Origin of the sequence: Streptomyces sp. MZ04, assembly GCF_004684775.1 — a bacterium.
Lineage (GTDB): Bacteria > Actinomycetota > Actinomycetes > Streptomycetales > Streptomycetaceae > Streptomyces.
On record NZ_SRIC01000032.1, the window covers coordinates 13,745 to 38,490 of the forward strand.

19 protein-coding genes and 5 tRNA genes are annotated in these 24,746 nt (G+C 69.1%); 13 read left to right on the top strand and 11 right to left on the bottom strand.

Features of this window, described 5'->3' with window-relative positions; all coding sequences use genetic code 11:
- Positions 1-53: 53 nt before the first annotated feature.
- A complete protein-coding gene (locus E2651_RS10125) occupies positions 54-668 on the bottom strand; it encodes a YceI family protein (protein ID WP_135330722.1) in 615 nt (204 codons plus the stop codon).
- Positions 669-955: 287 nt separating this feature from the next.
- Between E2651_RS10125 and E2651_RS10130 the strand changes: the two genes are divergently transcribed.
- The 3 genes from E2651_RS10130 (at position 956) to E2651_RS10140 (ending at position 6,845) form a co-directional block, all read left to right on the top strand.
- Positions 956-4,831, top strand: coding sequence for an endo-alpha-N-acetylgalactosaminidase family protein (locus E2651_RS10130; protein ID WP_135330723.1), 3,876 nt, complete (start codon positions 956-958; stop codon positions 4,829-4,831).
- 197 nt (positions 4,832-5,028) lie between these two features.
- Positions 5,029-6,621, top strand: a complete 1,593-nt coding sequence (locus tag E2651_RS10135) for an acyl-CoA carboxylase subunit beta (RefSeq protein ID WP_135330724.1) — start codon at positions 5,029-5,031, stop codon at positions 6,619-6,621.
- A 32-nt stretch (positions 6,622-6,653) separates the two neighbouring features.
- The gene (locus E2651_RS10140; protein ID WP_135330725.1) at positions 6,654-6,845 is read left to right on the top strand and encodes an acyl-CoA carboxylase subunit epsilon; all 192 of its coding nucleotides are present in this window, start codon (positions 6,654-6,656) and stop codon (positions 6,843-6,845) included.
- A 160-nt stretch (positions 6,846-7,005) separates the two neighbouring features.
- On the opposite strand, the gene E2651_RS10145 is transcribed toward E2651_RS10140, so the two are convergent.
- From E2651_RS10145 to E2651_RS10180, 8 genes are all read right to left on the bottom strand, one after another.
- Complete coding sequence (locus E2651_RS10145; protein WP_135330726.1) at positions 7,006-7,590, bottom strand: ATP/GTP-binding protein; 585 nt, start codon at positions 7,588-7,590, stop codon at positions 7,006-7,008.
- The gene (locus E2651_RS10150) at positions 7,571-8,170 is read right to left on the bottom strand and encodes a DUF742 domain-containing protein (protein WP_135330727.1); all 600 of its coding nucleotides are present in this window, start codon (positions 8,168-8,170) and stop codon (positions 7,571-7,573) included. Before E2651_RS10150 ends, E2651_RS10145 begins: the two co-directional genes overlap by 20 nt.
- Positions 8,171-8,263: 93 nt before the next feature.
- Positions 8,264-8,677, bottom strand: coding sequence for a roadblock/LC7 domain-containing protein (locus tag E2651_RS10155; RefSeq protein WP_135330751.1), 414 nt, complete (start codon positions 8,675-8,677; stop codon positions 8,264-8,266).
- A 10-nt stretch (positions 8,678-8,687) separates the two neighbouring features.
- Entirely contained in the window at positions 8,688-11,870 is a 3,183-nt protein-coding gene (locus tag E2651_RS10160) for a nitrate- and nitrite sensing domain-containing protein (protein ID WP_135330728.1), read from the bottom strand.
- 340 nt (positions 11,871-12,210) lie between these two features.
- Positions 12,211-12,795 (bottom strand): ATP/GTP-binding protein, encoded by a 585-nt coding sequence (locus E2651_RS10165; RefSeq protein ID WP_135330729.1) that lies wholly within the window; start codon positions 12,793-12,795, stop codon positions 12,211-12,213.
- The gene (locus tag E2651_RS10170; RefSeq protein WP_135330730.1) at positions 12,776-13,180 is read right to left on the bottom strand and encodes a DUF742 domain-containing protein; all 405 of its coding nucleotides are present in this window, start codon (positions 13,178-13,180) and stop codon (positions 12,776-12,778) included. Before E2651_RS10170 ends, E2651_RS10165 begins: the two co-directional genes overlap by 20 nt.
- Positions 13,181-13,301: 121 nt before the next feature.
- The gene (locus E2651_RS10175) at positions 13,302-13,715 is read right to left on the bottom strand and encodes a roadblock/LC7 domain-containing protein (protein ID WP_135330752.1); all 414 of its coding nucleotides are present in this window, start codon (positions 13,713-13,715) and stop codon (positions 13,302-13,304) included.
- A gap of 9 nt (positions 13,716-13,724) precedes the next feature.
- Positions 13,725-17,576, bottom strand: a complete 3,852-nt coding sequence (locus E2651_RS10180; protein ID WP_135330731.1) for a nitrate- and nitrite sensing domain-containing protein — start codon at positions 17,574-17,576, stop codon at positions 13,725-13,727.
- Between the two features lie 576 nt (positions 17,577-18,152).
- Between E2651_RS10180 and E2651_RS10185 the strand changes: the two genes are divergently transcribed.
- The 9 genes from E2651_RS10185 to E2651_RS10225 all read left to right on the top strand — a co-directional run bounded on the left by E2651_RS10185 (position 18,153) and on the right by E2651_RS10225 (position 22,525).
- Positions 18,153-18,365 carry a hypothetical protein gene (locus tag E2651_RS10185; RefSeq protein WP_135330732.1) on the top strand — a complete coding sequence of 71 codons (213 nt, stop codon included), beginning with the start codon at positions 18,153-18,155 and terminating at the stop codon, positions 18,363-18,365.
- A gap of 216 nt (positions 18,366-18,581) precedes the next feature.
- Entirely contained in the window at positions 18,582-19,370 is a 789-nt protein-coding gene (locus tag E2651_RS10190; RefSeq protein WP_135330733.1) for a fumarylacetoacetate hydrolase family protein, read from the top strand.
- Positions 19,363-20,844 (top strand): glutamate--tRNA ligase, encoded by a 1,482-nt coding sequence (gltX, locus tag E2651_RS10195; RefSeq protein ID WP_135330734.1) that lies wholly within the window; start codon positions 19,363-19,365, stop codon positions 20,842-20,844. The genes E2651_RS10190 and gltX overlap by 8 nt, the downstream gene beginning before the upstream one ends.
- Before the next feature lie 370 nt (positions 20,845-21,214).
- Positions 21,215-21,943, top strand: a complete 729-nt coding sequence (locus E2651_RS10200) for an HAD family hydrolase (RefSeq protein ID WP_135330735.1) — start codon at positions 21,215-21,217, stop codon at positions 21,941-21,943.
- Positions 21,944-22,031: 88 nt separating this feature from the next.
- Positions 22,032-22,103, top strand: a tRNA-Gln gene (locus E2651_RS10205).
- A 21-nt stretch (positions 22,104-22,124) separates the two neighbouring features.
- Positions 22,125-22,197: transfer RNA gene (locus tag E2651_RS10210), tRNA-Glu, on the top strand.
- A 62-nt stretch (positions 22,198-22,259) separates the two neighbouring features.
- Positions 22,260-22,332 (top strand) — tRNA-Glu (locus tag E2651_RS10215).
- 26 nt (positions 22,333-22,358) lie between these two features.
- A tRNA-Gln gene (locus E2651_RS10220) sits at positions 22,359-22,430 on the top strand.
- Positions 22,431-22,452: 22 nt separating this feature from the next.
- Positions 22,453-22,525: transfer RNA gene (locus E2651_RS10225), tRNA-Glu, on the top strand.
- 50 nt (positions 22,526-22,575) lie between these two features.
- Here the strand turns inward: E2651_RS10225 and E2651_RS10230 are convergent.
- Complete coding sequence (locus E2651_RS10230; protein ID WP_135330736.1) at positions 22,576-23,232, bottom strand: MerR family transcriptional regulator; 657 nt, start codon at positions 23,230-23,232, stop codon at positions 22,576-22,578.
- A gap of 112 nt (positions 23,233-23,344) precedes the next feature.
- Between E2651_RS10230 and E2651_RS10235 the strand changes: the two genes are divergently transcribed.
- Positions 23,345-23,830 carry a DUF4188 domain-containing protein gene (locus E2651_RS10235; RefSeq protein ID WP_209446111.1) on the top strand — a complete coding sequence of 162 codons (486 nt, stop codon included), beginning with the start codon at positions 23,345-23,347 and terminating at the stop codon, positions 23,828-23,830.
- Positions 23,831-23,925: 95 nt separating this feature from the next.
- Here the strand turns inward: E2651_RS10235 and ndgR are convergent, their stop codons facing one another.
- Positions 23,926-24,642, bottom strand: a complete 717-nt coding sequence (ndgR, locus tag E2651_RS10240; protein WP_135330737.1) for an IclR family transcriptional regulator NdgR — start codon at positions 24,640-24,642, stop codon at positions 23,926-23,928.
- Positions 24,643-24,746: the final 104 nt, after the last annotated feature.

Here is a 24,746-nt window from a genome sequence, read left to right on the forward strand (position 1 = left end):
TCCCGTTACGGGGGTGGAGGGCGGGCGCGCTCGTGGGGGGCCGAAAGGCCCGGTCAGGCGGCGTTCTTGATGGCGGAGACATCGAAGTTCAGCTTGATCTTGTCGGAGACCAGCACTCCGCCCGTCTCCAGAGCGGCGTTCCAGGTGAGGCCCCACTCGGACCGGAGGATCTCCGACTTGCCCTCGAAGCCGACGCGCTCGTTCCCGAAGGGGTCCGTGGCCGCGCCGTTGAACTCCAGGTCGATGGAGAGCTGCTTGGTGGTGCCGAGGATCGTCAGGTCGCCGGTGATGCGGTAGTCGTCGCCACCCAGCGCCTCCGCCTTGGTGGAGCGGAACGTCATCTCCGGGAACTCGTCGGTCTTGAAGAAGTCCGCGCTCTTCAGGTGGCCGTCACGGTCCGCGCTGCCGGTCTCGATGCTGTCCATCTTGATGTCGATGGAGGCCGTCGAGCGGGACGGGTCCGTGCCGTCCAGGTGCAGCGTGCCGGCGACGTCCGCGAACGAGCCCTTGACGTTCGTGACCATGGCGTGCCGGGCGACGAAGCCGATCGACGAGTGCGAGGGGTCGATCGTGTACGTGCCGGTCAGGGCGGCCAGGTCCGGGTTGACCGGGGCGGTCGCCGTGGCGGCGGTGGTGGCGGTTTCGTTCTTGCGGCCGAAGAGACCCATGACTGCTCCTTGGGGACGAGCTGCGGGCGGTGATGCCGAGCTGCGAGCTACGGGGGATGTACCTGCAAACATCTGTTGAATGTTCAACGAGATTGACTGTAACCCTATTCTGTTCAATATTCAACAGAGAGCGGAGTGTGTTCGAGAGATCACGTACCGAGATCGACGCTACGACGAACCGAGTCGCCCCGCTCCTTGGACTTCCGCCCGGTGGTTCTTGGACTGCCGCGCTGCTTGGGCCCCGACTTCATTGACCGGGGTGCGACAACGCAGATACCCAGTTCGGCATGCCCCCGTCCCCTTCCCGAAGACTCCGCGCGGCCTGCGCCATCGCCGCCGCATCGTCCGCCGTGTTCGCCCTGGCGGGACCCGCCACCGCCGACCCCACCCCGCAGACCCCGCAGGCCGCGCAAGCCGCCCAGGCCGTCATCGCCTCCGAGCGGCTCACCGTCGCCGTCGCCGACGACTTCCCCCGCGTCATCTCGTACACCGACAAGGCGACCGGCGCCCGCCTCCTCGGCAGCACCCGCCCGGTCACCGAGCTCACCCTGAACGGCAAGGCCTACAAGGTCCAGGTCAAGGGCGCCCCGCAGATCGAGGGCGCCACCGCCGCGTACACCCTGACCTTCCCCGACCTCACCGGCGTGGAGCTCGACGCCCGGCTCTCGGTGCGCGGACGCGCCACCACCTTCAAGATCACCGCGGTCCGTGACACCGAGGCCTTCCGCGTCGGCACCATCGACATCCCCGGCCACGACCTCGTCTCCGTCGGCAGCTCGGACGGCGGCGCCGAGACCGCGTTCACCAAGCTGGACCCCGACTCCACACGGACCGCCGACAAGTTCGGCCAGGTCACCGCCGAGACTCCGGCGGACCAGGCGCCGGTCGGTGCCTCGTACGCCATCGTCAACACCGGACAGCTCGCGGCCGCCGTCGAGTCCAATTCCACGTACGACAGACCGAGCGGGGCCACGGGCCAGGACGGCGCCCGTTTCTGGCACCGGGCCACCAAGGGCGACGACGGCGCGACCCGCGTCGGCGTCTGGTCCGGGCAGTGGGTCAACCGGGGCGCGGGCGCCCCCGAGCCCGCGAAGGGGGACGACCTGCCCTGGGCCAAGGTCGTCGTCACGCCCGACGCCAACGGCGACAAGCGCGTCGACTGGCAGGACGGCGCCGTCGCCTACCGCGACACCATCGCCACCAAGCCCAGGGGCGCCGACGGAACCCCCGACCGGGTCATCTCGCACATCCCCTTCAACTTCGGCAGCCAGGCCCAGCACCCCTTCCTGCGCACCCTCGACGACGTGAAGCGGGTCTCCCTCGCCACCGACGGGCTCGGGCAGCAGGCCATCCTCAAGGGGTACGCCTCCGAGGGCCACGACTCCGCCCACCCCGACTACGGCGGCAACTACAACCAGCGCGCGGGCGGCCTCAAGGACCTCAACAAGCTCCTCAGGGAGGGCAAGAAGTGGGGCGCCACCTTCGGCGTCCACGTGAACGCCACCGAGGCCTACCCGGAGGCGAACGCCTTCGACGAGAAGCTCGTCGACAAGGCCAAGCCCGGCTGGAACTGGCTCAACCAGAGCTACTACATCGACCAGCGCCGCGACATCAACAGCGGTGACCTGGCGAGCAGATTCAAGCAGTTGAGGAAGGAGACCGACCCGAATCTCTCCCTCATCTACATGGACGTCTACTACACCCACGGCTGGATCGCCGAACAGACCGCGAAGGCCGTGAAGGATCAGGGCTTCAACCTCGCCACCGAGTGGGCGGACAAGTTCGAGCGCGACTCGCTCTGGTCGCACTGGGCCAACGACCTCGACTACGGCCCCAAGACCAACAAGGGCCTCAACTCGCGGATCATCCGCTTCATCCGCAACAGCGAGAAGGACATCTGGAACGCCGACCCCGTGCTCGGCCAGACCGCCATCGACGAGTTCGAGGGCTGGACCGGCGAGAACGACTGGAACGCCTTCTACGCCAACATCTGGCAGCGCGACCTGCCCGCCAAGTACCTCCAGCACGAGCGGATCACGCGCTGGGACGCCAAGAGCGACGACATCACCTTCACCGGCGGCGTGCGCGGCACGGTCGAGGACGGCAAGCGCACGTTCTACGACGACGGCCGCAAGGTGCTGAGCGACACCTCGTACCTGCTCCCGTGGGACGGCGGGAAGAAGCTGTACCACTACAACAAGGCGGGCGGTACCACGAGTTGGGCGGTGCCCGGCAATGCGTACACCGTCTACAAGCTCACCGACAACGGCCGCGTGAAGACTGGCACCGTGCGCGCCGACGGCGGCAAGGTCACCCTCGAGGCCGAGGCGGGACAGCCGTACGTCCTCTACCCGGCCGACACCACCCCCTCCGCGACCGACCCCGCCTGGGGCGACGGCGGTCCGGTCAAGGACCCCGGATTCCACGACGCGCGCCTGGGCGACTGGTCGAAGACGGGCACGGTCACGCGCGACACCGACAAGCTGGGCCGGCACAGCGCCGGGCTGAGCGGCGCGACGAAGGCCACGATCAGTCAGCAGATCAAGGGACTTGAGCCCGGCAAGCGCTACACGGCCTCCGCCTGGATGGAGGTCGAGCCCGGCAAGGAACGCCGCACGACCCTCGGCATCGCGGGCAAGTCCCGTTCCGTCGAGCGCTCGACCCTGGAGAACACCGACTCGGGCAGCCAGTGGCAGGGGACGTATCTGCAGCGCGCCAAGGTCGGCTTCACCGCACCGGCGAGCGGCACGGCGACCCTGACGGCGGAGGCCGCCGACGGCTCGACGGCCCGGGTGCGGATCGCCGACGTACGCGTCGTCGCCAACGCCCCCACCACGAAGCCGGGCGACACCGTCGCGTACGAGGACTTCGAGGACGTCGACCAGGGCTGGGGCCCCTTCGCCAAGGGCGGCGGGGGAGGCGTGACGGACCCGCGCACCCACCTCGCGCTCAAGCACGCCCCGTACACCCAGTCCGGCTGGAACGGAAAGCTCATCGACGACGTCCTCGACGGCTCCCGCTCGCTGAAGACGCACGAGGGCAACAACGGCCTCGTGTACCGCACCACCCCGGCGACCGTCCCGCTCACCAACGGGCGCTCCTACAAGGTCGGTTACGACTATCAGGCGAGCCACGCCGACTCCTTCGACTGGGTCACCGGATACGACAGGATCGCCGCGGACGGCAAGCCGGACTCGGTGGAGACGCGCCGCACCGCCCTCGGTGAGCAGCGCACGACGGGCCACTTCGAGCAGACCGTCACGGCGGGCTGCGGCGACACCTGGGTGGGCCTGCGGATGCGGGACAGCGCGGCCGAGACCGCGGACTTCGCCCTGGACAACCTCACGGTGACCGACCTGGGTCCGGCGACCGAGCAGCCCGCGTGCGCGACGCTCGGCATCGCGAGCAAGACGGAAACCCTTGAACCGGGCGTGAAGAACGAGGTCACCGCCACCTTCACCAACTACGAGTCGACGGCGGCGAAGGCCGCGGAGGCCACCCTGACCCTCCCGGACGGCTGGACGGCCGAGCCCTCGGGCCCGGTCGCCCTGGACCCGGTGGCCCCCGGCGCGAAGGCCACCGCCACCTGGCAGGTCACACCGCCCGCCGACGCCAAGTACCAGACGTACCGGCTGAGTTCGAAGGTGGCGTACGAGATCGACGGCGAGGCGAGGGAGCTGGCCGCCGAAACCTCCGTCCGCACCCTCCCGCCGCCGCCCACGGTGGACACGTACGCCTCCGACATGGACTGGACGTCCATGGAGAACGGCTGGGGCCCCGCCGAGAAGGACATGTCGAACGGCGAGACGGCCGCGGGCGACGGCAAGCCGCTGACCATCAACGGCACCGTCTACGAGAAGGGCCTCGGCACGGCATCACCTGGCAAGATCCGCTACTACCTGGGTGGCAAGTGCACATCCTTCACGGCGAAGGTCGGCCAGGACGACTCGCAGGGGACGCGGGGGAGTGTGCAGTTCAGTGTGGCGGCCGACGGGGTGGAGAAGGTGAAGTCACCGGTCCTGAAGGCGGCGGACGACGCGTGGTCGCTGACCGCCGATGTCACCGGCGCCAAGTACGTCGACCTGGTGACGGGGGACGGGGGCGACGGACCCGGCAATGATCACGCGGACTGGGGGGAGGCGCGCTTCCACTGCGGGGGCTGATCGGGCCCATCGCATTAGTCCCATGTGAGGTGCCTCTCACGTAACCATTTGTGGAGTCCCTACAGCTGAACATGGCCCTGAGCAGTCACTTCGCGCGTACAGCGGAGAGCTTCTGTTCGGGGGCGCCAGGAAAACGGGCCGGAGACTGTGCAGAGTCGACGGTCCGTTTTTATGGGTGCGCTTCGTAAGGTCACTACATGACCGTTTTGGACGACACCGCTTCTCCCGAAGGCGAGCCCACCGACGCGCGTGGGCGCGTGGCCGAACTGCACGCAATCCGTGCCGAGGCGCTGCGCGGGCCGAGCGAGAAGGCGACGAAGGCCCAGCACGCCAAGGGCAAGCTGACCGCACGTGAGCGGATCGAGCTGCTCCTCGACGCGGGTTCGTTCCAAGAGGTCGAGCAGTTGCGCCGGCACCGGGCGACCGGTTTCGGCCTCGAGGCCAAGAAGCCGTACACCGATGGTGTCATCACCGGCTGGGGCACGGTCGAGGGCCGCACGGTCTTTGTCTACGCCCACGACTTCCGCATCTTCGGCGGTGCGCTCGGTGAGGCGCACGCCACGAAGATCCACAAGATCATGGACATGGCCATCGCGGCCGGTGCCCCGCTGGTCTCCCTGAACGACGGCGCGGGTGCCCGTATCCAGGAGGGCGTCTCCGCGCTCGCCGGTTATGGCGGCATCTTCCAGCGCAACACCAAGGCGTCCGGCGTCATCCCGCAGATCAGCGTGATGCTCGGCCCGTGCGCGGGCGGCGCGGCCTACTCGCCGGCCCTGACGGACTTCGTCTTCATGGTCCGCGAGACCTCGCAGATGTTCATCACAGGACCGGACGTGGTGCGTGCGGTGACCGGTGAGGAGATCTCCCAGAACGGTCTCGGCGGCGCGGACGTGCACGCCGAGACGTCGGGCGTCTGCCACTTCGCGTACGACGACGAGGAGACCTGCCTCGCCGAGGTCCGCTACCTCATCGCGATGCTGCCATCGAACAACCGCGAGAACCCGCCGACGCACGAGTCGGACGACCCGGCGGACCGCCGCTCGGACGTCCTCCTCGACCTGGTCCCCGCGGACGGCAACCGTCCGTACGACATGACCAAGGTCATCGAGGAGCTCGTCGACGACGGCGACTACCTCGAGGTCCACGAGCGCTGGGCCCGCAACATCATCTGCGCCCTCGCCCGTCTGGACGGCAAGGTGGTGGGCATCGTCGCCAACCAGCCGCAGTCCCTGGCGGGTGTCCTGGACATCGAGGCCTCCGAGAAGGCCGCCCGCTTCGTCCAGATGTGCGACGCTTTCAATATCCCGATCGTGACGCTCCTCGACGTGCCCGGCTTCCTGCCGGGCGTGGACCAGGAGCACGGCGGGATCATCCGGCACGGCGCGAAACTGCTGTACGCCTACTGCAACGCGACGGTCCCGCGGATCTCGCTGATCCTGCGCAAGGCGTACGGAGGTGCCTACATCGTGATGGACAGCCAGTCCATCGGCGCGGACCTCACCTACGCCTGGCCGACCAACGAGATCGCGGTGATGGGCGCCGAAGGTGCCGCCAACGTCATCTTCCGCCGCCAGATCGCGGCCGCCGAGGACCCCGAGGCGATGCGTACGCGCATGGTCAAGGAGTACAAGGCCGAGCTGATGCACCCCTACTACGCCGCGGAGCGCGGCCTGGTCGACGACGTGATCGACCCCGCAGCCACCCGCGAGGTGCTGATCAGCTCCCTCGCGATGCTCCGCAACAAGCACGCCGACCTGCCGTCGCGCAAACACGGCAACCCTCCGCAGTAATCCTGCAGTAGCCCACAAGGAGAACGCTGCACATGACTACCCCCGACATCCGCGTCGAGAAGGGTCACGCCGAGCCCGAGGAGGTCGCCGCCATCACGGCGATCCTGCTGGCCCGCGCCGCCGCACAGCCCGCCGCCCCGGCCCGCCGCGGCCGCGACAGGGCGGGCTGGCGCCGCCTCGAGCGCACCCCGGGCTTCCGAGCCCCGCACAGCTGGCAGGGCTAGCCCCGCCGCCTGACGCACGTTTCAGGGCCCGTACTCCGCTGAGTACGGGCCCTTTGCGTTGCCTTTGCGTTGCCGGGCAAACGGCTGGGTGGGCGGGAAACGCAATGGGCCTCGCACCGACGTAACGGTGCGAGGCCCATCGACGTACAGGCAAGAACCGCTACCGCAGCCGAGCCATCAACGCGTGCTCCACGAGCGTGATCAGCGCGCTCTTCGCGTCCGCGCGATGCCGCGCGTCGGTGGTGATGATCGGGGTGTCCGGGCCGATCTGGAGCGCCTCGCGGACCTCTTCGGGGTTGTACGGCTGGTGGCCGTCGAAGCCGTTGAGGGCGATCACGAACGGCAGGCCGGAGTTCTCGAAGTAGTCGACGGCGGGGAAGCAGTCGGCGAGCCTCCTCGTGTCGACCAGGACCACCGCGCCGATCGCGCCGCGGACGAGGTCGTCCCACATGAACCAGAAGCGGTCCTGACCGGGCGTACCGAAGAGGTACAGGATCAGGTCCTGGTCCAGGGTGATGCGGCCGAAGTCCATGGCGACGGTCGTCGTCGTCTTGTCTCCGGTGTGCGTGAGGTCGTCGATGCCCGCGGACGCGGACGTCATGACGGCCTCGGTGCGCAGCGGGTTGATCTCAGAGACCGCTCCGACGAACGTGGTCTTGCCCACGCCGAAGCCGCCCGCCACCACGATTTTCGCGCTGGTGGTGGAGCGGGCTGTTGCTCCGCCGCTAGAGCTTGCGAAGTCCACTGAGCACCCTTTCGAGCAGTGTCACGTCTGGCTGGCCGCCGGCGGACTCGTCGCCGCCCGGCTGATGGATGGCGACAAGTCCGGCCTCCGCCAGGTCGGCTACGAGGATCCGGGCGACGCCGAGGGGGATGGAGAGCAGAGCCGAGATTTCGGCTACTGACTTGATTTCGCGGCACAAGTTGCAGATGCGCTGATGCTCGGGCAACTGGCCCTGCAACTGGTGCGGTTGGGCGGTGGTGTGCACCAGCGCCTCGATGGCGAGCTGGTAGCGGGGCCTGGTGCGGCCGCCCGTCATGGCGTACGGGCGCACCAGGGGGTTGCTCGCAGAACCTGCGGGCGCCGGTTCTGGGGCGCGTCGCTGTGGTTGCACTGGCTGGATCCTGGGTGTGTGGGGCTGCTCGTACGGGCTCTGGCGGGGGCCCGGCTGCTGCGGCTGGCGGTACGGGGCGCGGTGCTGACTGGGCGCGGAGGGGAAGTTGTAACGGTTCGGCGCCCCGTCGTGCGGCCCCTGAGCCTGGCCGTGGCCAGACGACCAGTTGGCCGATGACGATCCGTCCGGGGGTGTTCCTGAGCCTGCCACGTACTCCTCCTCCGACTGTGCCGGGCACCATCATTCTGGAGCCGCGTCCCGAAACCTTACGGCCACGGGACGCGTGAACGCACCGTCCGTCTACTAGTTGAGAAGGCTCCCCTGCAGCTCCGCACGCAGGTCGGGCGTGAGCACGGTACCGGCGCGGTCGACAAGAAGCGCCATCTCGTACCCAATGAGACCGATGTCCGCATCCGGGTGGGCCAGCACGGCCAGCGAGGAGCCGTCGGAGATGGACATAAGGAAGAGAAATCCTCGCTCCATCTCCACAACGGTCTGGGTCACGGAACCGCCCTCGAAGATCCGGGAGGCCCCGGCGGTGAGGGAGGTCAGACCGGATGCGACGGCCGCGAGCTGGTCGGCCCGGTCGCGGGGGAAGCCTTCGGACATCGCCAGAAGGAGTCCGTCGGCGGAGACCACCACGGTGTGGGACACCCCGGGGGTGTTGTCCACGAAGTTGGTGATCAACCAGTTCAGGTTCTGCGCCGCCTGGCTCATCGGGCTCACACTAACGCTCCTGGTTGTAGGTGCTGTCAGGACCGCGGTGATTACCGGTGTCCTGGCCATTCGTGTCACTGCCTGCGCTGCGTCCCCGCTGGACGCCCCGGCGCAGGTTGCTCAGCCTGCCCCGGACGTCCTCGGGGTCGCGGGAGACCTGGGGGCCGCCCTGTGGGGTCTGTTCCGCCGTGCCCTCGACCAGATTGGCCTTGGGTACCCGCTTCGGGAGTCCGGACGGGGTGATCCCACCCGCCTTGGGCTCCTTCAGCTGCTCGGCGCGCTGCCAGCGGTCGTCGTTGGACGAACGCCAGTTGCTGTCGTTGTTGCCGAACGCGTCTTCGGCCGGGACCGGGGCCGGAGCGTTGCCGTTGCCGGTGGCACCGGTCGCACCGCGGCGCGGAAGGCCCGCCGCGGTGGTGTCGTGGACGGTGGAGGGCGCCGGTCCGGGACGCTCGAAGCCTACGCGCTCCCCGCCGTTCAGGGGAGCCGCCGGACCAGATTCCGGTTCCGGGGCGTACTGGTCGCCGTATCCGCCCGAGTTGTTCTCGTATCCGTCGCGCGAGGGCCAGTCGTCCTGGTGGGAGCGGTCCGGGTAGGCGGCGAAGGGCTCGGGGGCGACACCCGTACGGGCGGCGTGATCGTCGTGACCCGCCTCCGTATAGGGGGCGTCCTGGTAGCCGTCCCGCGCCGGGTAGTACGGCTCTTCGTACGACTGCGGGGCTTGCGCGCCCTGGTTGTACTCGTCGTACGCCGGTACCTGCTGGTCGTATCCGGGATCGAATCCGCCCTGCTGGTCGAAGCCCTGCGGCTCGATCTCGTCGCGGAAGAGCGGACGGCCGCCGTCGGACTGCGCCTGCGCCTCCAGAGCGGCACGCCGCTCCTCACGCATCAGCGAGCGGCCCACCGGGTCGAGCTCCGGGGTCTCGCCGTTGTCGGCGGTGTAGCGGCTGTCGTCGAAGCCCAGCTCCGCCGCCGTACGCATCGGCTGGTGCGCGAAGGCCGGCTGCTCCGGGGCATGCTGCTCCGGCATGATCGAGGAGACCGTGAACTCGGACTCGGGCAGCTGGTGTTCGCCACCGCCACCGTGCGTGATCCCGTCGGGGAGCATGACCAGCGAGGTCGTACCGGCCTGCTCGCCCGAGGGGCGCAGCTGGACACGGATGCCGTGCCGGTCCGAGAGGCGGCCGACCACGAACAGGCCCATGCGCTGCGAGATCGCGGCGTCCACCGTCGGCGGGTTGGCCAGCTTGTGGTTGATGTCCGCGAAGTCCTCGGCGGTGAGGCCGATGCCCTTGTCGTGGATCTCGACCATGACGCGGCCGTCGGGAAGACGGGTCGCGGTGACGCGGACCTTGGTCTGCGGCGAGGAGAACGTGGTGGCGTTCTCCAGGAGCTCGGCGAGCAGGTGCACGAGGTCGGTCACGGCGAGGCCGTGGATCTCGGCCTCCGGGACACCGGACAGCTCGATGCGCTCGTACTGCTCCACCTCGGAGGAGGCGGCGCGCAGCACGTCGACCAGCGGGACCGGCTGGTCCCAGCGGCGGCCCGGCTCCTCGCCGGAGAGAACCAGGAGGTTCTCGCCGTTGCGGCGCATACGGGTCGCCAGGTGGTCCAGGCGGAAGAGGCTCTCCAGCTGGTCCGGGTCGGCCTCGTTGTTCTCCAGGTCGGTGATGAGGGTCAGCTGGCCCTCGATCAGCGACTGGTTGCGGCGCGAGAGGTTGGTGAAGATCGCGTTGATGTTGCCACGGAGCAGCGCCTGCTCGGCGGCGAGCCGCACGGCCTCGCGGTGCACCTGGTCGAAGGCGCGGGCCACCTCGCCGATCTCGTCCGTGGTGTTGATCGGGATGGGCTGTACGCGGGTGTCGACACGGCCCGGATCCGTACGGGAGAGCTGGTCGACCAGCATCGGAAGCCGCTGCTCGGCGATGCCGAAGGCGGCGGTCCGCAGCCGGCGCATCGCGTTGCTCATCTGGCGGGCCATGAGCCCGGCCAGGATGAACGCGGCCAGCAGCGCGACGACGACGATGGCGCCGGTGATGTACGCGTTGCGCTGCGCGTTGTCGGCGATGTCCGACGCCTCGCTCACGGCCTTGTCGGCGAGGTCGGACTCGATGTCGCGGTACGCGTCGAACTTGGCGGTGGTGGTGGCCCACCAGGCCTCGGCGGTGATGCCCTTCTGGGCCAGCGCGAGGCGGGCGCTGGGCTGCGTGGTCGGCAGACCCGCGATGCCCGCGACCATCTTCTCGGGGGCCGGCGGCGGGGCGAAGGTCTCGCCCTTGGCCTTCGCGGCGGCGGCGGCCTGCTTGGCCTGCTTCTCGCCTTCGGCCTGCAGCTGCTTCTTGGCGGCCTCGAGCTTGGCGAGGTCCGCGGGGGTGCCGCCGCCCTTGTACTCCTCGATGGCGATGCCCTCGAGGTAGGCGTACGAGGCGAGCGAGGTGCGCTGCGTGGCGAAGGACGAAGCGGTGGGGCCGGGCTTGACCAGCAGGTGCGTACCGATGGAGCGCTCAAGGGAGAGCGCGGCCTTGGTCAGCGAGATGGCGTAGACGGTGCGGCCGTAGCTGGTGATGTTTCCGGTGCCCAGGCCCAGCTCGTTGGCGAACTCCATCAGCGGGTGCTGGATGGCGACGTAACCCTCTTCGGTCTTCGAACCGGAGAGCTTGGTCGTGTACGCGACCTGGCGCAGCGCCTGCAGACCCGGCTCCACCTTGTGGAAGCCGTCGAGGCGGCGCTTGAGGCCTTCCTTCTGGGGCATGTTCTCGGCGGCGGCGTCGAACTCGGCCTTGGCGGCGTCGGTGGCCTTGCGGGCGCTGACGACGGCGGGGTCGTTCTTCTTGCCGCGCAGCAGCGGTGCCGCGGAGATGTCGCGCTCTTCGATGAGGCGGTTGCCGTAGTCGAGGGAGGCCCGCACCAGGATGGCGGTGTTCTCGGCGTCCTGGGCCTCGCTCCAGGTGTCGATCGAGGCCTTGACCTGGAAGCCGCCCATGATCAGACCGACGAGCACGGGTATGAGGAGGATCGCGTTCAGGCGGGTCGGCACGCGCCAGTTGCGCGGGGACATTCTGCCGCCGGAGGGGGCCGGTGGTTCATGGCCCTGCACATCTATGGGGGACGCCGCTGTGCGCGGCGGCGGGGTGAAGTTGCCCCGCGTGTCCCGCGTCTGCGGCGGTGCGGGGCTCGTCTTGCTTCGCCTCACTCGACCAACAACCTCTCGGCGGCGGGGCCCGCATCGGCCCCGCTGTCGTCTCCAAGGCCCGTGCTACTGGGCAGTTCAGCGCATTCCAGCACGTCAGGGGGTCCTCTTCCAAACAGTGGGAAGCGGAAGTTCCGAGTGGTGTAAGCCTCAGATAAAACGGTCAAAAAGAGCGAGCCCCGCCAAAAGGCGGGGCTCTTGTGAGCGCAGCGACACCAGATGACCGCGACGCGTGGTGGCGCCCGGCGAATTCTCTGTCGAAACGTTATGAACAGAGTGGTCAGCCGTGTCAAAGGACACAGACCACTCTGCTGAATCTACGGCAACTGCCGTACTCCCTCGTCTACTTGAGTCGTGCCATAAGTGCGTGCTCGACCAGTGTGATCAGGCCGCTCTTTGCGTCCGCACGGTGTCGCGCGTCGGTCGTGATGATGGGCGTCGCGGGGCCGATCTGCAGGGCTTCGCGCACTTCATCGGGGGTGTAGGGCTGATGTCCGTCGAAGCCGTTGAGGGCGATGACGAACGGCAGGCCGCTGTTCTCGAAGTAGTCGACGGCGGGGAAGCAGTCGGCGAGCCTCCTCGTGTCGACCAGGACCACCGCGCCGATCGCGCCGCGGACGAGGTCGTCCCACATGAACCAGAAGCGGTCCTGACCGGGCGTACCGAAGAGGTACAGGATCAGGTCCTGGTCCAGGGTGATGCGGCCGAAGTCCATCGCCACCGTGGTGGTGGTCTTGTCTCCGGTGTGGGTGAGGTCGTCGATGCCCGCGGACGCGGACGTCATGACGGCCTCGGTGCGCAGCGGGTTGATCTCGGAGACGGCGCCGACGAACGTGGTCTTGCCGACACCGAAGCCGCCCGCCACCACGATCTTCGCGGACGTGGTGGAGCGGGCTGATGCTCCGCTGCTAGAGCTTGCGAAGTCCACTGAGCACCCTTTCGAGCAGTGTCACGTCAGGCTGGCCGCCGGCGTTCTCGTCGCCGCCGGGCTGGTGGATGGCGACGAGCCCGGCCTCGGCCAGGTCGGCCACGAGGATGCGGGCCACGCCGAGCGGCATGGAGAGCAGAGCCGAGACCTCGGCCACCGACTTGACCTCGCGGCACAGGTGGCAGATCCGCTGGTGCTCGGGGAGCAGCCCCATCAGCTGGGCCGGGTCGGCCGTCGTGCTCACCAGCGCCTCTATCGCGAGCTGGTAGCGGGGCCTGGTCCGGCCGCCGGTCATCGCGTAAGGACGCACCAGCGGCTGGTCGCCTTCCATGCCGTACGAGGCTTGCGAGCCGTACGGGTCGTGAGAGGCGTTGGGCGGGGTCATGGATCCTCCGGGCGGGACAGCAGATGGTCTGCGTGCCGTCGAATAGAGCCGGTGGGGGGCACCAGTGGCGGCCGGACGGTTGGTCAGTACGTTCGGACGGTGGGGCGGCCGATGGGGATGTCTAGTGCAGCAGGCTGCCCTGCAACTCGGCGCGGAGGTCGGGGGTGAGGACAGCGCCCGCACGGTCGACCAGAAGCGCCATCTCGTAGCCGACGAGGCCGATGTCGCAGTCCGGGTGCGCGAGCACGGCCAGCGACGAGCCGTCGGACACGGACATGATGAAGAGGAACCCCCGCTCCATTTCGACGACGGTCTGGGTGACGGTGCCGCCCTCGAAGATCCGGGAGGCGCCGGCGGTCAGGGACGTGAGCCCCGACGCGACCGCGGCGAGCTGGTCGGCGCGGTCACGCGGGAAGCCTTCGGACATCGCCAGAAGGAGTCCGTCGGCGGACACCACAACGGTGTGGGACACCCCGGGGGTGTTGTCCACGAAGTTGGTGATCAACCAGTTCAGGTTCTGTGCCGCCTGGCTCATCGGACTCAACTAACGCTCCTGCTGGTGAGTGGGGAAGCTGCCGGTCTGGCCCGTACCGGCCTGGCGACCCTGCTGGATGCCCCGACGGAGATTGGTCAGCCGGCCGCGTACGTCGTCGGGCGCACGCGAGACCTGCGGACCTGTGCTGTCCTGCTGCTGCTGTGCCGTGCCCGCGACGAGGTTGGCTCGCGGGACGCGGCGCGGCAGGCCGGATGTGGTGACGCCACCGGCGGACGGCTGCCGGACGCGCTCGGCCTGGCGGCCGAGTTCGTCGTTGGGCGAGCTGCGCCAGGCGGCGCTGCTGCCGTTCGTGACGTTGGCGCTGTCACCGCCACCGCCGGCCTGGTTGGCGGCGGGTGCGGCGGCCGGGCGTGGGGGACCGGCCGGGGACTGCGGCTGTTGTGCCTGCGGCCGCGAGGGCAGCGGCGACGAGGGCTGCGGACGCTGGGGGCGCCGCGGCTGCTCGGGGGCGGGCTCGGCGGGACGGCTGCCACCGGACTGCGGCGGGGTGCCGCCGGACCGCTGGGCCTGCTGCTCCTGCTGCTGCTGGAACCAGTTGGTCTCCAGCGTGTCGAACAGCGGGGTGCGACCGTCGCCGGGACCGGCGGGCGGCAGCTCGTCGGGCTGCGAAGGCTGCGAAGGCTGCGGGGGCTGCTGCGGCTGCTGCCGCGACGGGGCGGGCAGCTGGGGCAGCTGGGGCTGCTGGGACTGCGACGGCTGCGGCGGGACGCCGAGCTGACCGCTGCTCTGACCGCTGCTCTGACCGCTGCCCTGGCCGGGACCGCCCTGGCCCTGACCCTGACCCCGGCGCGGCGCACTGGTGCCGGGCCGCTCGAACTGACCCGTGCCGGAGCCGTCCTGGCCACCGAAGACATCGGGACGCACGAACTGACCGGTGCCCTGCTGGTTCTGCTGACCCTGTTGGCCCTGCTGCGAACCGGCGCCGGGCGGCGGCCCGTTGAAGTCGGGACGCGCGAACTCCGCGGTCGCACCAGGACCCGGCATCGCGCCACCGGCGGTCGGCTGCGCGAACTGGCCGGTGGTCTCCGGCTCCTCGTGCCCGCGCGGGGTGTCGAACGGCTCGCGCGAAACCTGCGGCTGCGCGTTCTCGTCGCTCCAACTGGGCACGCGCGGCTGCGGGTTGCCACCCGGAAGCTCGGCACGCGGACCTTCCCCAAGCTCTCGGCTTCGCTCGAGCGGGGGAGGCCCCATCCGCGGCGGAAGCTGCGGCCTGCGCCCCTGGTCACCGGAGTCGTTCGAGGCGCCCGCGGGGTTCGGAACGTTCCCCGCGGGGTTCACCGGATTCGTACGCTGCTGGGGTACGGGAGGCTGCGGCGCGGAACCCGCGCCACGGCCGGCGTCCGGCCTGCCCCCGAAGAGGCTGCCACCGGCGCCCTGCTGGGAGCCCGTCGGCCCCACCGGAGCCGAAGGCGAACCGGCCCGCGGCCCCTGGCCGCCCTGACCCTGGCCGCCCTGACCCTGACCCGAGTCCCGCGACGGCAGCGCGGCACGCGGCCCCGTTCCCGTGACCTGTCCACGCGGCGCACCGGCGCCGAGCCGTCCGGCGGAACCAGCCGCCGGACCGGCCGAGCCGGGTCCGCCGTTCCCCGCGCCGACACCGCGACGCGCGGCCGCGACACCACCGGCGGCCTGCGCGGCGGCCGGGCCACCGCCCTGACCGGGGGCACCGGGCATACCCGGAGCCTTCTTGCCGCCCTGGGCGACATCGACGGGCAGCATGACCAGCGCGGTCGTACCACCGGAGTCGGAAGGACGGAGCTGAATACGGATGCCGTGACGCTGCGACAGACGACCGACCACGAACAGACCCATGCGGCGCGAGACCGACACGTCCACGGTGGGCGGCGACGCGAGCCGCTCGTTGATCGCGGCGAGGTCCTCCGGCGACAGACCGATACCGGTGTCGTGGATCTCGATCAGCACACGGCCGTCGGGCAGCGCGTGACCGGTGACCTTGACCTTCGTCTGCGGCGACGAGAAGGAGGTGGCGTTCTCGAGCAGCTCGGCGAGCAGGTGCACGAGGTCGTTGACGACGCGTCCCGCGACCTCGGTCGTCGGCACCGAGGCGAGCTCGATGCGCTCGTACTGCTCCACCTCGGAGGCGGCGGCACGGAGCACGTCGACGAGCGGAACGGGCCGGGTCCACCGACGCCCCGGCTCCTCACCGGCGAGAACCAGCAGGTTCTCGCCGTTACGGCGCATGCGGGTCGCGAGGTGGTCGAGCTTGAAGAGCGAGGAGAGCTGGTCGGGGTCGGCCTCACGCGACTCCAGCTCGGAGATCAGAGACAGCTGACGCTGGATAAGACCCTGGGAACGGCGCGAGAGGTTGGTGAACATCGCGTTGACGTTGCCGCGGAGCAGGGCCTGCTCGGCGGCGAGGCGGACGGCCTCGCGGTGCACGTCGTCGAAGGCCGCGGCCACCTGGCCGATCTCGTCCCGGGAGTGCACACCGACGGACTCGACGGAGGTGTCGACGTCCTGCGGGTCCGACTCCGAGAGCTGCTTGACCAGCTCGGGCAGGCGGTCCTGGGCGACCTTGGTCGCGGTGTCCTGCAGTCGCCGCAGAGAGCGGATCATGGAGCGGGCCACGACGAAGGCGCCGACGAGCGAGACACCGAGCACGAGCAGGATCAGCGCACCGCTGAGGATGGCCGTCTGCTCGGACTCGTTGCGCAGCTCGCGGGCCTTCTGCTCCATCTCGTTGAGCAGCGTGAGCTCGATCTTGGACATCGCGTCGATCTTGGTGGTGTCGTTGTCGACCCAGTCCTTGTACGACCGCTTGTCCTGGAGCTTGATGCCGCCCTCCTGCTCAAGCACGCGCTTGGCGTAGGAGTCGGCGCCCTTGATGGAGGCGTTGCCGCCGTCGATGGGCTTGGTGAGCTCGTCGGGGTTGCCCGCGTAGATGCCCTTGAAGGCATCCAGCTCGGAGTTCTCCTTGTCGAGCGCGGAGAAGCCGTAACGCCGGTCGGTCTCGGAGATCTTGCCGAACTCGGAGTCGCCCGCCGGCAGCGCGGCCGCGATGATCGCGCGCTGCACCGATGCGTACTCCTTGGCGGAGGAGAACGCCGTCAGCGCACGGGTGCGCTGGATCATGTCCGGGTTGCTGGTCGCCTGCGCCATGTCCGAGGAGAGCGCGAGCAGCTGCTCGATGAGCTGGCTGTAGGCGTCGACCGTCTGGGACGTCGAGGTCGGGTCCTTGTACGCGTTCTTGCGTACGTCGTTGATCTTCTGGAGCTGCTGGGTGATCTCGACGGTGTTCGCCCGGACGCCGAGCAGACCCTTGTCGCCCTCGGTGTCGTCGAGGTCCTGCGTCCCCTGGAGGAAGCGGTTGTAGGCGCGGTCGGTCTTCTGCCGGGCGCCCTTGACCACGTAGTCCGAGGACTTCGCGCCGTGCGCGAGGGGGCCTGCCGAGCGGTCGCGCTCCTCCTGGAGCGCGGAGGCCAGCTCGGTGGCCTGCTTGGTCATGTCGGTCAGCAGCTTCATGTTGTCGAGCTGCTGGATCTCGTCCATCGACTCGTTGATACGAAGCGCGCCGAGAGAGGTCGCGGTGATCACGGGGAGCGCGAGCAGCGAGACCAGGCGGGTGGAGATGCGCCAGTTGCGCAGGGCTATTCGCGAGCCGGGCCCGCTGGGCGACTTACCGCCCGAGGAGCCGCCGGGCTTCGCCGCGGCCGGAGGCAGACTGGTGCCGCCCGCCGCGCGCGCGGCACCGGGGCCGCTGCCGCCGGACAGCACAGGTCCGGTGTTCTGGGCGTGCTGGGCCGAGGAGCCGCGGTCGATCCCGCCGCGCTCCGGCTCCGCCGCAGCGCCGCTGCCATCCCTCTTGAAACGTCCCTGCACTAGCGTCGCAACCTCTGGACCAGGCGTCCTTCCGCATGAACGGACGGACGGTGTCGGCGTCGTGGGGCACTGAGCGCGCCCCATGGTGGTCGTGAGTGACCGGCGCTGCTCCCCTTTCCCGCCGCCACTCGGCGCTCCGTTGCGCCCCTGCGCGCCGGTTCGATCCCGCGGCGGTCTCGGGAATTCCAGCACAGTGCAGGATCTCCAACAAGGCCCGTGTGTCGGGCCGTGGCCTTCGTGACACGGCGTGAGTGGCGCGTCACGGGATGTAGAAAGTCATCCGGGTCAAAACGGGCCATCAAAGGCGAAACGTCTACGGGTGGGGGGTGTCCCAGTCTTCATGATCGGGAGCGGAATGAGACCTTCAATGGCTGAATGTCCGATTCCAACAAGGCCTTCACGGGCCTGAATTGACCCTTTTGCCTGCTAGCTCGTGAGCAAACTCACATCAAGATCATGGCCTCAAAAGGACTTTGGCCGGGAATTGGATGTTTAGCCTGACGCTTTACAGGGATGGCTAATCCGACAACCGGCGTCGACTCTCCGGCGCCCCAACTGACAAGGCCTGAACAACAGATGAAGACTGTGAAGTCGGCGATGTTCCGCAACATAGCCAACCCGCGCCGCACCACCCTCGCGCACCTCACGGACGCGCAGGAGGTCAAGCCCGCGGCCGACCAGCCCGAGCACGCGCTGGAACTCCCGACCCAGACGGCCAACCCGAAGCGCACGATCCTCATGGACGCGCCGGAGGAGTTCACCCCTGAGACCACCGCGTCTGCGGTCTGAGGACGAGCCGGGAAACCCCAGCCCGTCAGGCGACTGTGGACGAGCGGGCGAAATCTCCAGCCCGTCCGGCGTTTGAGGACGAGCTCGCGCAGCGGCGATCAGACGGCGCCCAAAGCATCACCGGGCCACAAGAGGCCGGGTCAGAGCGGGCCGCAGGCCACCGCGTTAGCCTGGAGCGTCAGACTCCACCCACATCAGCAAGGGGCCAAGGCTCACGTGCGCATCGCCAGGTTCTCCATCGACGGCAACGTCGCCTTCGGCGCGGTCGAGGGTGACAAGCCCGACGAGCTAGTCGTCGACATCATCAAGGGCAGCCCGTACGTCGCCGAGTTCGAGCTGAGCGGTGTCAAGGTCCCGCTCAGCAAGGTCCGGCTGCTGCCCCCCGTCATCGGTCACAAGATCGTGGCGTTCGGCCGCAACTACGGAGAGCACGCCAAGGAGCTCGGCCACGAGGTCCCGGACGTCCCGTTCGCCTTTTTCAAGCCCGCGACCTCGATGATCGGCTCCGGCGACGCCATCGCGTACCCGCCCTTCTCCGAGGAGCTGCACCACGAGGCCGAGCTGGCCGTGGTCATCGGCCGCATGTGCCGCGAGGTCCCGCGCGAGCGCGTCAAGGACGTCATCTTCGGCTACACCTGCGCCAACGACGTCACGGCCCGTGACGTGCAGCGCCGCGAGAAGCAGTGGGCCCGCGCCAAGGGCTTCGACAGCGCCTGCCCGCTCGGCCCCTGGGTGGAGACGGACATCGACCTGGCCGCCGCCAACGACCTCACGATCCAGTGCACGGTCAACGGCGAGCAGCGCCAGCTCGGCCGCACCAGCGAGATGATCCACTCCATCGAGGATCTGATCGTGAACATCACCGAGGCCATGACGCTGCTCCCCGGCGACGTCATCCTCACGGGCACCCCGGCAGGGGTCGGCCCCCTCAACGTCGGCGACGAGGTCGCCGTCACCATCGAAGGCATCGGCACTCTCACCAACAAGGTGATCAAGCGTGGCTAACGCGACGAACGTACGCGTACGTTTCTGTCCCTCCCCGACCGGCAACCCCCACGTGGGCCTGGTCCGCACCGCCCTCTTCAACTGGGCGTTCGCCCGGCACAACGAGGGCACCCTGGTCTTCCGCATCGAGGACACCGACGCGGCTCGCGACTCCGAGGAGTCCTACGAGCAGCTCCTGGACTCGATGCGCTGGCTGGGCTTCGACTGGGACGAGGGCCCCGAGGTCGGCGGCCCGCACGCGCCGTACCGCCAGTCGCAGCGCATGGACATCTACAAGGACGTGGCGCAGAAGCTGCTCGACGGCGGCTACGCCTACCCCTGCTACTGCACCACCGAGGAGCTGGACACCCGCCGCGACGCCGCCCGCGCCGCCGGCAAGCCGTCCGGTTACGACGGCCACTGCCGCGACCTCACCGCCGAGCAGAAGCAGGCGTACGAGGCCGAGGGGCGCAGCCACATCGTCCGCTTCCGGATGCCGGACGAGGCCACCACCTTCACCGACCTGGTCCGCGGCGAGATCACGGTCCAGGCGGAGAACGTCACGGACTACGGCATCATCCGCGCGAACGGCGCCCCGCTCTACACGCTCGTCAACCCGGTCGACGACGCCCTGATGGAGATCACCCACGTCCTGCGCGGCGAGGACCTGCTCTCCTCCACCCCGCGCCAGATCGCCCTGTACAAGGCGCTGATCGAGCTGGGCGTCGCCAAGGGCATCCCCGACTTCGGCCACCTGCCGTACGTCATGGGCGAGGGCAACAAGAAGCTCTCCAAGCGCGACCCGCAGGCGTCCCTGAACCTCTACCGCGAGCGCGGCTTCCTCCCCGAGGGCCTGCTGAACTACCTGTCCCTCCTGGGCTGGTCGTTCTCCGCGGACCAGGACGTCTTCTCGATCTCCGACATGGTCGCCAAGTTCGACCTCGCGGACGTGAACGCCAACCCGGCCCGCTTCGACCTGAAGAAGGCCGAGTCGATCAACGGCGACCACATCCGCATGCTGGACGTGAAGGCGTTCGCGGAGGCCTGCGAGCCGTGGCTGAAGGCCCCGCACGCCAACTGGGCGCCCGAGGACTTCGACCAGGCCGCCTGGGAGGCCATCGCCCCGCACGCCCAGACCCGTGTGACGGTCCTCTCCGACATCACGGCCAACGTCGACTTCCTCTTCCTCAAGGAGCCCGTCGAGGACGAGGCGTCCTGGACGAAGGCCATGGGCAAGGGCGACCCGGCCGCCCTCCTGACGACGGCCCGCGCCAAGCTCGAGGCCGCCGACTGGACTTCCCCCGAGTCCCTCAAGGAGGCCGTCCTGGCCGCCGGTGAGGAGCACGGCCTGAAGCTCGGCAAGGCCCAGGCCCCGGTCCGCGTCGCCGTCACCGGCCGCACGGTCGGCCTGCCGCTCTTCGAGTCCCTGGAGATCCTGGGCAAGGAGAAGTCCCTGTCCCGCATCGACGCGGCCCTGGCAAAGCTCGCCGCCTGATCCGCACACCCCGAAGGGCCCGGAAGCCACCACGGCTCCCGGGCTCTTCGCGTACGTTCAGAACATGCCGATCAAAGCCGTGGTCTGGGACGTAGACACTGCATTCTTCGGGGGATAACCCCCGAACCCCCAGCCGAAAGACGCGGCTGCGATTACCGTCGTCAGCATGCCGATCAAGGCCGTGGTCTGGGACGTAGACACTGCATTCTTCGGGGGATAACCCCCGAACCCCCAGCCGAAAGGCGCGGCTGCGATTACCGTCGACAGCATGCCGATCAAAGCCGTGGTCTGGGACGTAGACACTGCATTCTTCGGGGGATAACCCCCGAACCCCCAGCCGAAAGGCGCGGCTGCGATTACCGTCGACAGCATGCCGATCAAAGCCGTGGTCTGGGACGTAGACGACACGATCTTCGATTACGCGCAGGCCGACGCCACCGGAATGCACGCGCACCTCGCCGCCGAGGGCCTCCTGCAGCGGTTCGGGTCGGCCGAGCGTGCGCTGACGCTCTGGCGTGAGATCACCCACCGCCACTGGGCGCGCTTCAGCGAGGGACTGCGGGACTTCCAGAACCAGCGCCGCGACCGGGTGCGTGAGTTCCTCGACACACCCGCCCTGGACGACGCGGACGCCGACGCCTGGTTCGACCGCTACGTGGGCCACTACGAATCCGCCTGGGCCCTCTTCCCCGACACCGTGCCCGTCCTCGACGCCCTCGCCGACGACTACCGCCACGCGGTCCTCTCCAACTCCGCCCTGGTCGTACAGGACCGCAAGCTGCGCGTCCTGGGCGTGCGCGACCGCTTCGAGTCCGTCCTGTGCGCCGCCGAACTCGGCGTCTCCAAGCCCGCGGCCGAGGCCTTCCACGCGGTCTGTACGACGATGGGTCTGGAGCCCGAGGAGATCGCCTACGTAGGGGACCAGCCGGAGATCGACGCCAGGGGCGCGCGGGACGCGGGTCTCGTCGGGATCTGGCTCGACCGCAACAGCGCAGCCCAGGAAGGCCCGTCGGGCATCCACCGCATCACGCGGCTCACCGAGCTGCCGCCGCTGCTCCGCACCGATACCCGTTTTGGAGCGCCGTCCACCTTCGGGTAATGTTCTTCCTGCGCCGCCCGAGAAGGCCGAAAGGTCCGGCAGGGAGGCGTAAGTCGAAGCAAAACTCCCGCAAGGGGTTGCGTCTCGATGGCCTATGGTGTAATTGGCAGCACGACGGTTTCTGGTTCCGTTAGTCTAGGTTCGAGTCCTGGTAGGCCAGCTCGCAGAGCTTATCTGCAACGCCCCCGTTGTGTAGCGGCCTAGCACGCCGCCCTCTCAAGGCGGTAGCGCCGGTTCGAATCCGGTCGGGGGTACAGATCCTTCCCATGGAAGCAGTCAGGGTCGCACCCGCTGCTACCGATGCAGGATCGCTAGGGCCCCCGTTGTGTAGCGGCCTAGCACGCCGCCCTCTCAAGGCGGTAGCGCCGGTTCGAATCCGGTCGGGGGTACGCAAGGTCTAGCTGGTCTAGACCAGTGGGCTATGGTGTAATTGGCAACACGACGGTTTCTGGTTCCGTTGTTCTAGGTTCGAGTCCTGGTAGCCCAGCGCAGTACAGCAGGACAAGCTGGCCCCCGTTGTGTAGCGGCCTAGCACGCCGCCCTCTCAAGGCGGTAGCGCCGGTTCGAATCCGGTCGGGGGTACGCGAATGGAGGGGCCTTCCCGCAAGGGAGGGCCCCTTCGTCATTTCCGCTCATGCCTCCGAACTCCCCTGGCCGTAGCGCCGGTTGGACTCCTCGGCCTGCGCCATCCTGCGCAGGCTCAGCAGCACCGGCTCGTACAGGACGGTCAGCGCGACCGCCGCCTCCAACTGCTCGTCGGGCGATTCGTAGCGCTCCACCAAGTCCAGGTCGGCGACCGCCAGTTGGCCCGCGGACCGCGCGTAGGGCGCCAAGTCGTCGACGGCGCAGGGGTATCCGAGCCGGGACAGCGTGCCGACCGCCGTGACCAGCATCCGGTACGCCGGTGAATCCGCCCCGTACGCCTGGGCGTTCTCCCAGCCGAGCCGCCGCAGCAGCGCGTCGACGGTGTGCCGGGCCGCGTCCGTCGCCGGATCGTCCTCCGGGGCCTGCGGACCGTGCGGCAGCGCCCATACCGCCGTGCCCAGGCGGGAGTTGTGGTCCAGGGACTCGTCCTCCAGGGCGGTGAGCACCTCGCGGGCCGACGCGATCGGCACCCGGCCCACCTGGATGAGCGCCCGGACGAGCCGCAGCCGCTGCAGATGGCTCTCGTCGTACTCGGACTGCGTCGCCGTGACCCGGCGGCCGGGCGGCAGCAGTCCCTCGCGCAGGTAGTACTTGATCGTGGCCGTCGAGACCCCGCTGCGTGTGCTCAGCTCCGCCAGTCTCATCGGCTCGTCTCCTCTTCCCTCTTGCGTATCCACTTGGTGAGTGGCACTATCCAATCATGGATAGCGGGACTATCCAATGCTCTCCTGAACGCTCTCTGAAGGGGGACCCATCATGAGCAGCAAGCCGATCGAAGGGCGCATGACCGCCGACGCGCAGGGCGGCGTGACCGTCTTCACCATCGGGATGCGCATCAACAACTTCCGCGCCGTGCGCAGCTGGTGGCCCGTCTTCCGGGCCATGCCGCGGATGCTCAAGGAGCTGTCCAAGGACCGGGGGAGCGGCATGCTGGGATATCAGCTGCTGCTCGGCGGCGCGCGGGTGCTGTACGTCGTGCAGTACTGGGAGTCGCCGGAGAAGCTCCTGGCGTACGCGTCCGATCAGGGCAAGGAGCACCGGCCCGCCTGGGCGGCCTTCAACCGCAGGATGCGGGAGGGCAAGGGCAAGGTCGGCTTCTGGCACGAGACGTACGTCGTGCCGGCCGGTGGCCATGAGGCGGTGTACGTGAACATGCCGGAGTTCGGCCTGGGCAAGGCCATCGGCGTGGTGCCGGTCGGCCGGCGGGGCGACAGGGCCGCCGACCGTCTCAAGGCGGCCTGAGGGACCGGAGGGACCGAACAGCACAGCCGGAGGGGCCGCCGCGGCGTTGAGGCGGCCCCTCCGGCTGTGTACGTCGGTGAACGTGGTCCCGCGGGTCAGCCGGTGCGGCGCAGCGCCTCGGAGAGGCGTCCTGCCGCGTCGATGACCGCCTGGGCGTGCATCCGGCCCGGGTGGCGGGTCAGGCGCTCGATCGGTCCGGAGACCGAGACGGCGGCGACCACGCGGTTCGAGGGGCCGCGCACGGGCGCGGAGACGGACGCGACGCCCGGCTCCCGCTCGCCGATCGACTGGGCCCAGCCCCGGCGGCGTACGCCCGAAAGGGCCGTGGCCGTGAAGCGGGCGCCCTGGAGGCCGCGGTGCAGGCGCTCCGGCTCCTCCCAGGCCATCAGGATCTGGGCCGACGAGCCCGCCTTCATGGTGAGCGTCGAGCCGACGGGGACCGTGTCCCGCAGGCCCGAGAGGCGCTCGGCGGCCGCGACGCAGATACGCATGTCGCCCTGGCGGCGATAGAGCTGCGCGCTCTCGCCCGTGACGTCACGCAGATGCGTGAGGACCGGGCCCGCCGTGGCGAGCAGCCGGTCCTCGCCGGCCGCCGCCGCGAGTTCCGAGAGCCGCGGGCCGAGAATGAAACGGCCCTGCATGTCCCGCGCCACCATCCGGTGGTGTTCCAGTGCCACGGCGAGGCGATGTGCCGTGGGTCGTGCGAGTCCGGTGGCCGCGACCAACCCCGCGAGGGTGGCCGGACCGGACTCCAGGGCGCTCAAGACGAGAGCCGCCTTGTCGAGAACGCCGACGCCGCTAGAGTTGTCCATGCGTCGATACTCGCGTCTCACTCTGTGAAACGCAAGTTCAATTTTCCATGGAACACGTCACTCTGTAAGTGCGATCCGCGGACCAACGGATACGCGGTCCACGC

Bases quoted from the DNA above. Each gene is read 5' to 3' on its own strand.
- E2651_RS10155 (WP_135330751.1), bottom strand. From the start codon at position 8,677: ATGAGCCAGGCGGCGCAGAACCTGAACTGGTTGATCACCAACTTCGTG.
- E2651_RS10140 (WP_135330725.1), top strand. From the start codon at position 6,654: ATGACTACCCCCGACATCCGCGTCGAGAAGGGTCACGCCGAGCCCGAG.
- ndgR (WP_135330737.1), bottom strand. From the start codon at position 24,642: ATGGACAACTCTAGCGGCGTCGGCGTTCTCGACAAGGCGGCTCTCGTC.
- E2651_RS10135 (WP_135330724.1), top strand. From the start codon at position 5,029: ATGACCGTTTTGGACGACACCGCTTCTCCCGAAGGCGAGCCCACCGAC.
- E2651_RS10130 (WP_135330723.1), top strand. From the start codon at position 956: ATGCCCCCGTCCCCTTCCCGAAGACTCCGCGCGGCCTGCGCCATCGCC.
- E2651_RS10235 (WP_209446111.1), top strand. From the start codon at position 23,345: ATGAGCAGCAAGCCGATCGAAGGGCGCATGACCGCCGACGCGCAGGGC.
- E2651_RS10200 (WP_135330735.1), top strand. From the start codon at position 21,215: ATGCCGATCAAAGCCGTGGTCTGGGACGTAGACGACACGATCTTCGAT.
- E2651_RS10230 (WP_135330736.1), bottom strand. From the start codon at position 23,232: ATGAGACTGGCGGAGCTGAGCACACGCAGCGGGGTCTCGACGGCCACG.
- E2651_RS10185 (WP_135330732.1), top strand. From the start codon at position 18,153: ATGAAGACTGTGAAGTCGGCGATGTTCCGCAACATAGCCAACCCGCGC.
- E2651_RS10175 (WP_135330752.1), bottom strand. From the start codon at position 13,715: ATGAGCCAGGCGGCACAGAACCTGAACTGGTTGATCACCAACTTCGTG.
- E2651_RS10170 (WP_135330730.1), bottom strand. From the start codon at position 13,180: ATGACCCCGCCCAACGCCTCTCACGACCCGTACGGCTCGCAAGCCTCG.
- E2651_RS10125 (WP_135330722.1), bottom strand. From the start codon at position 668: ATGGGTCTCTTCGGCCGCAAGAACGAAACCGCCACCACCGCCGCCACG.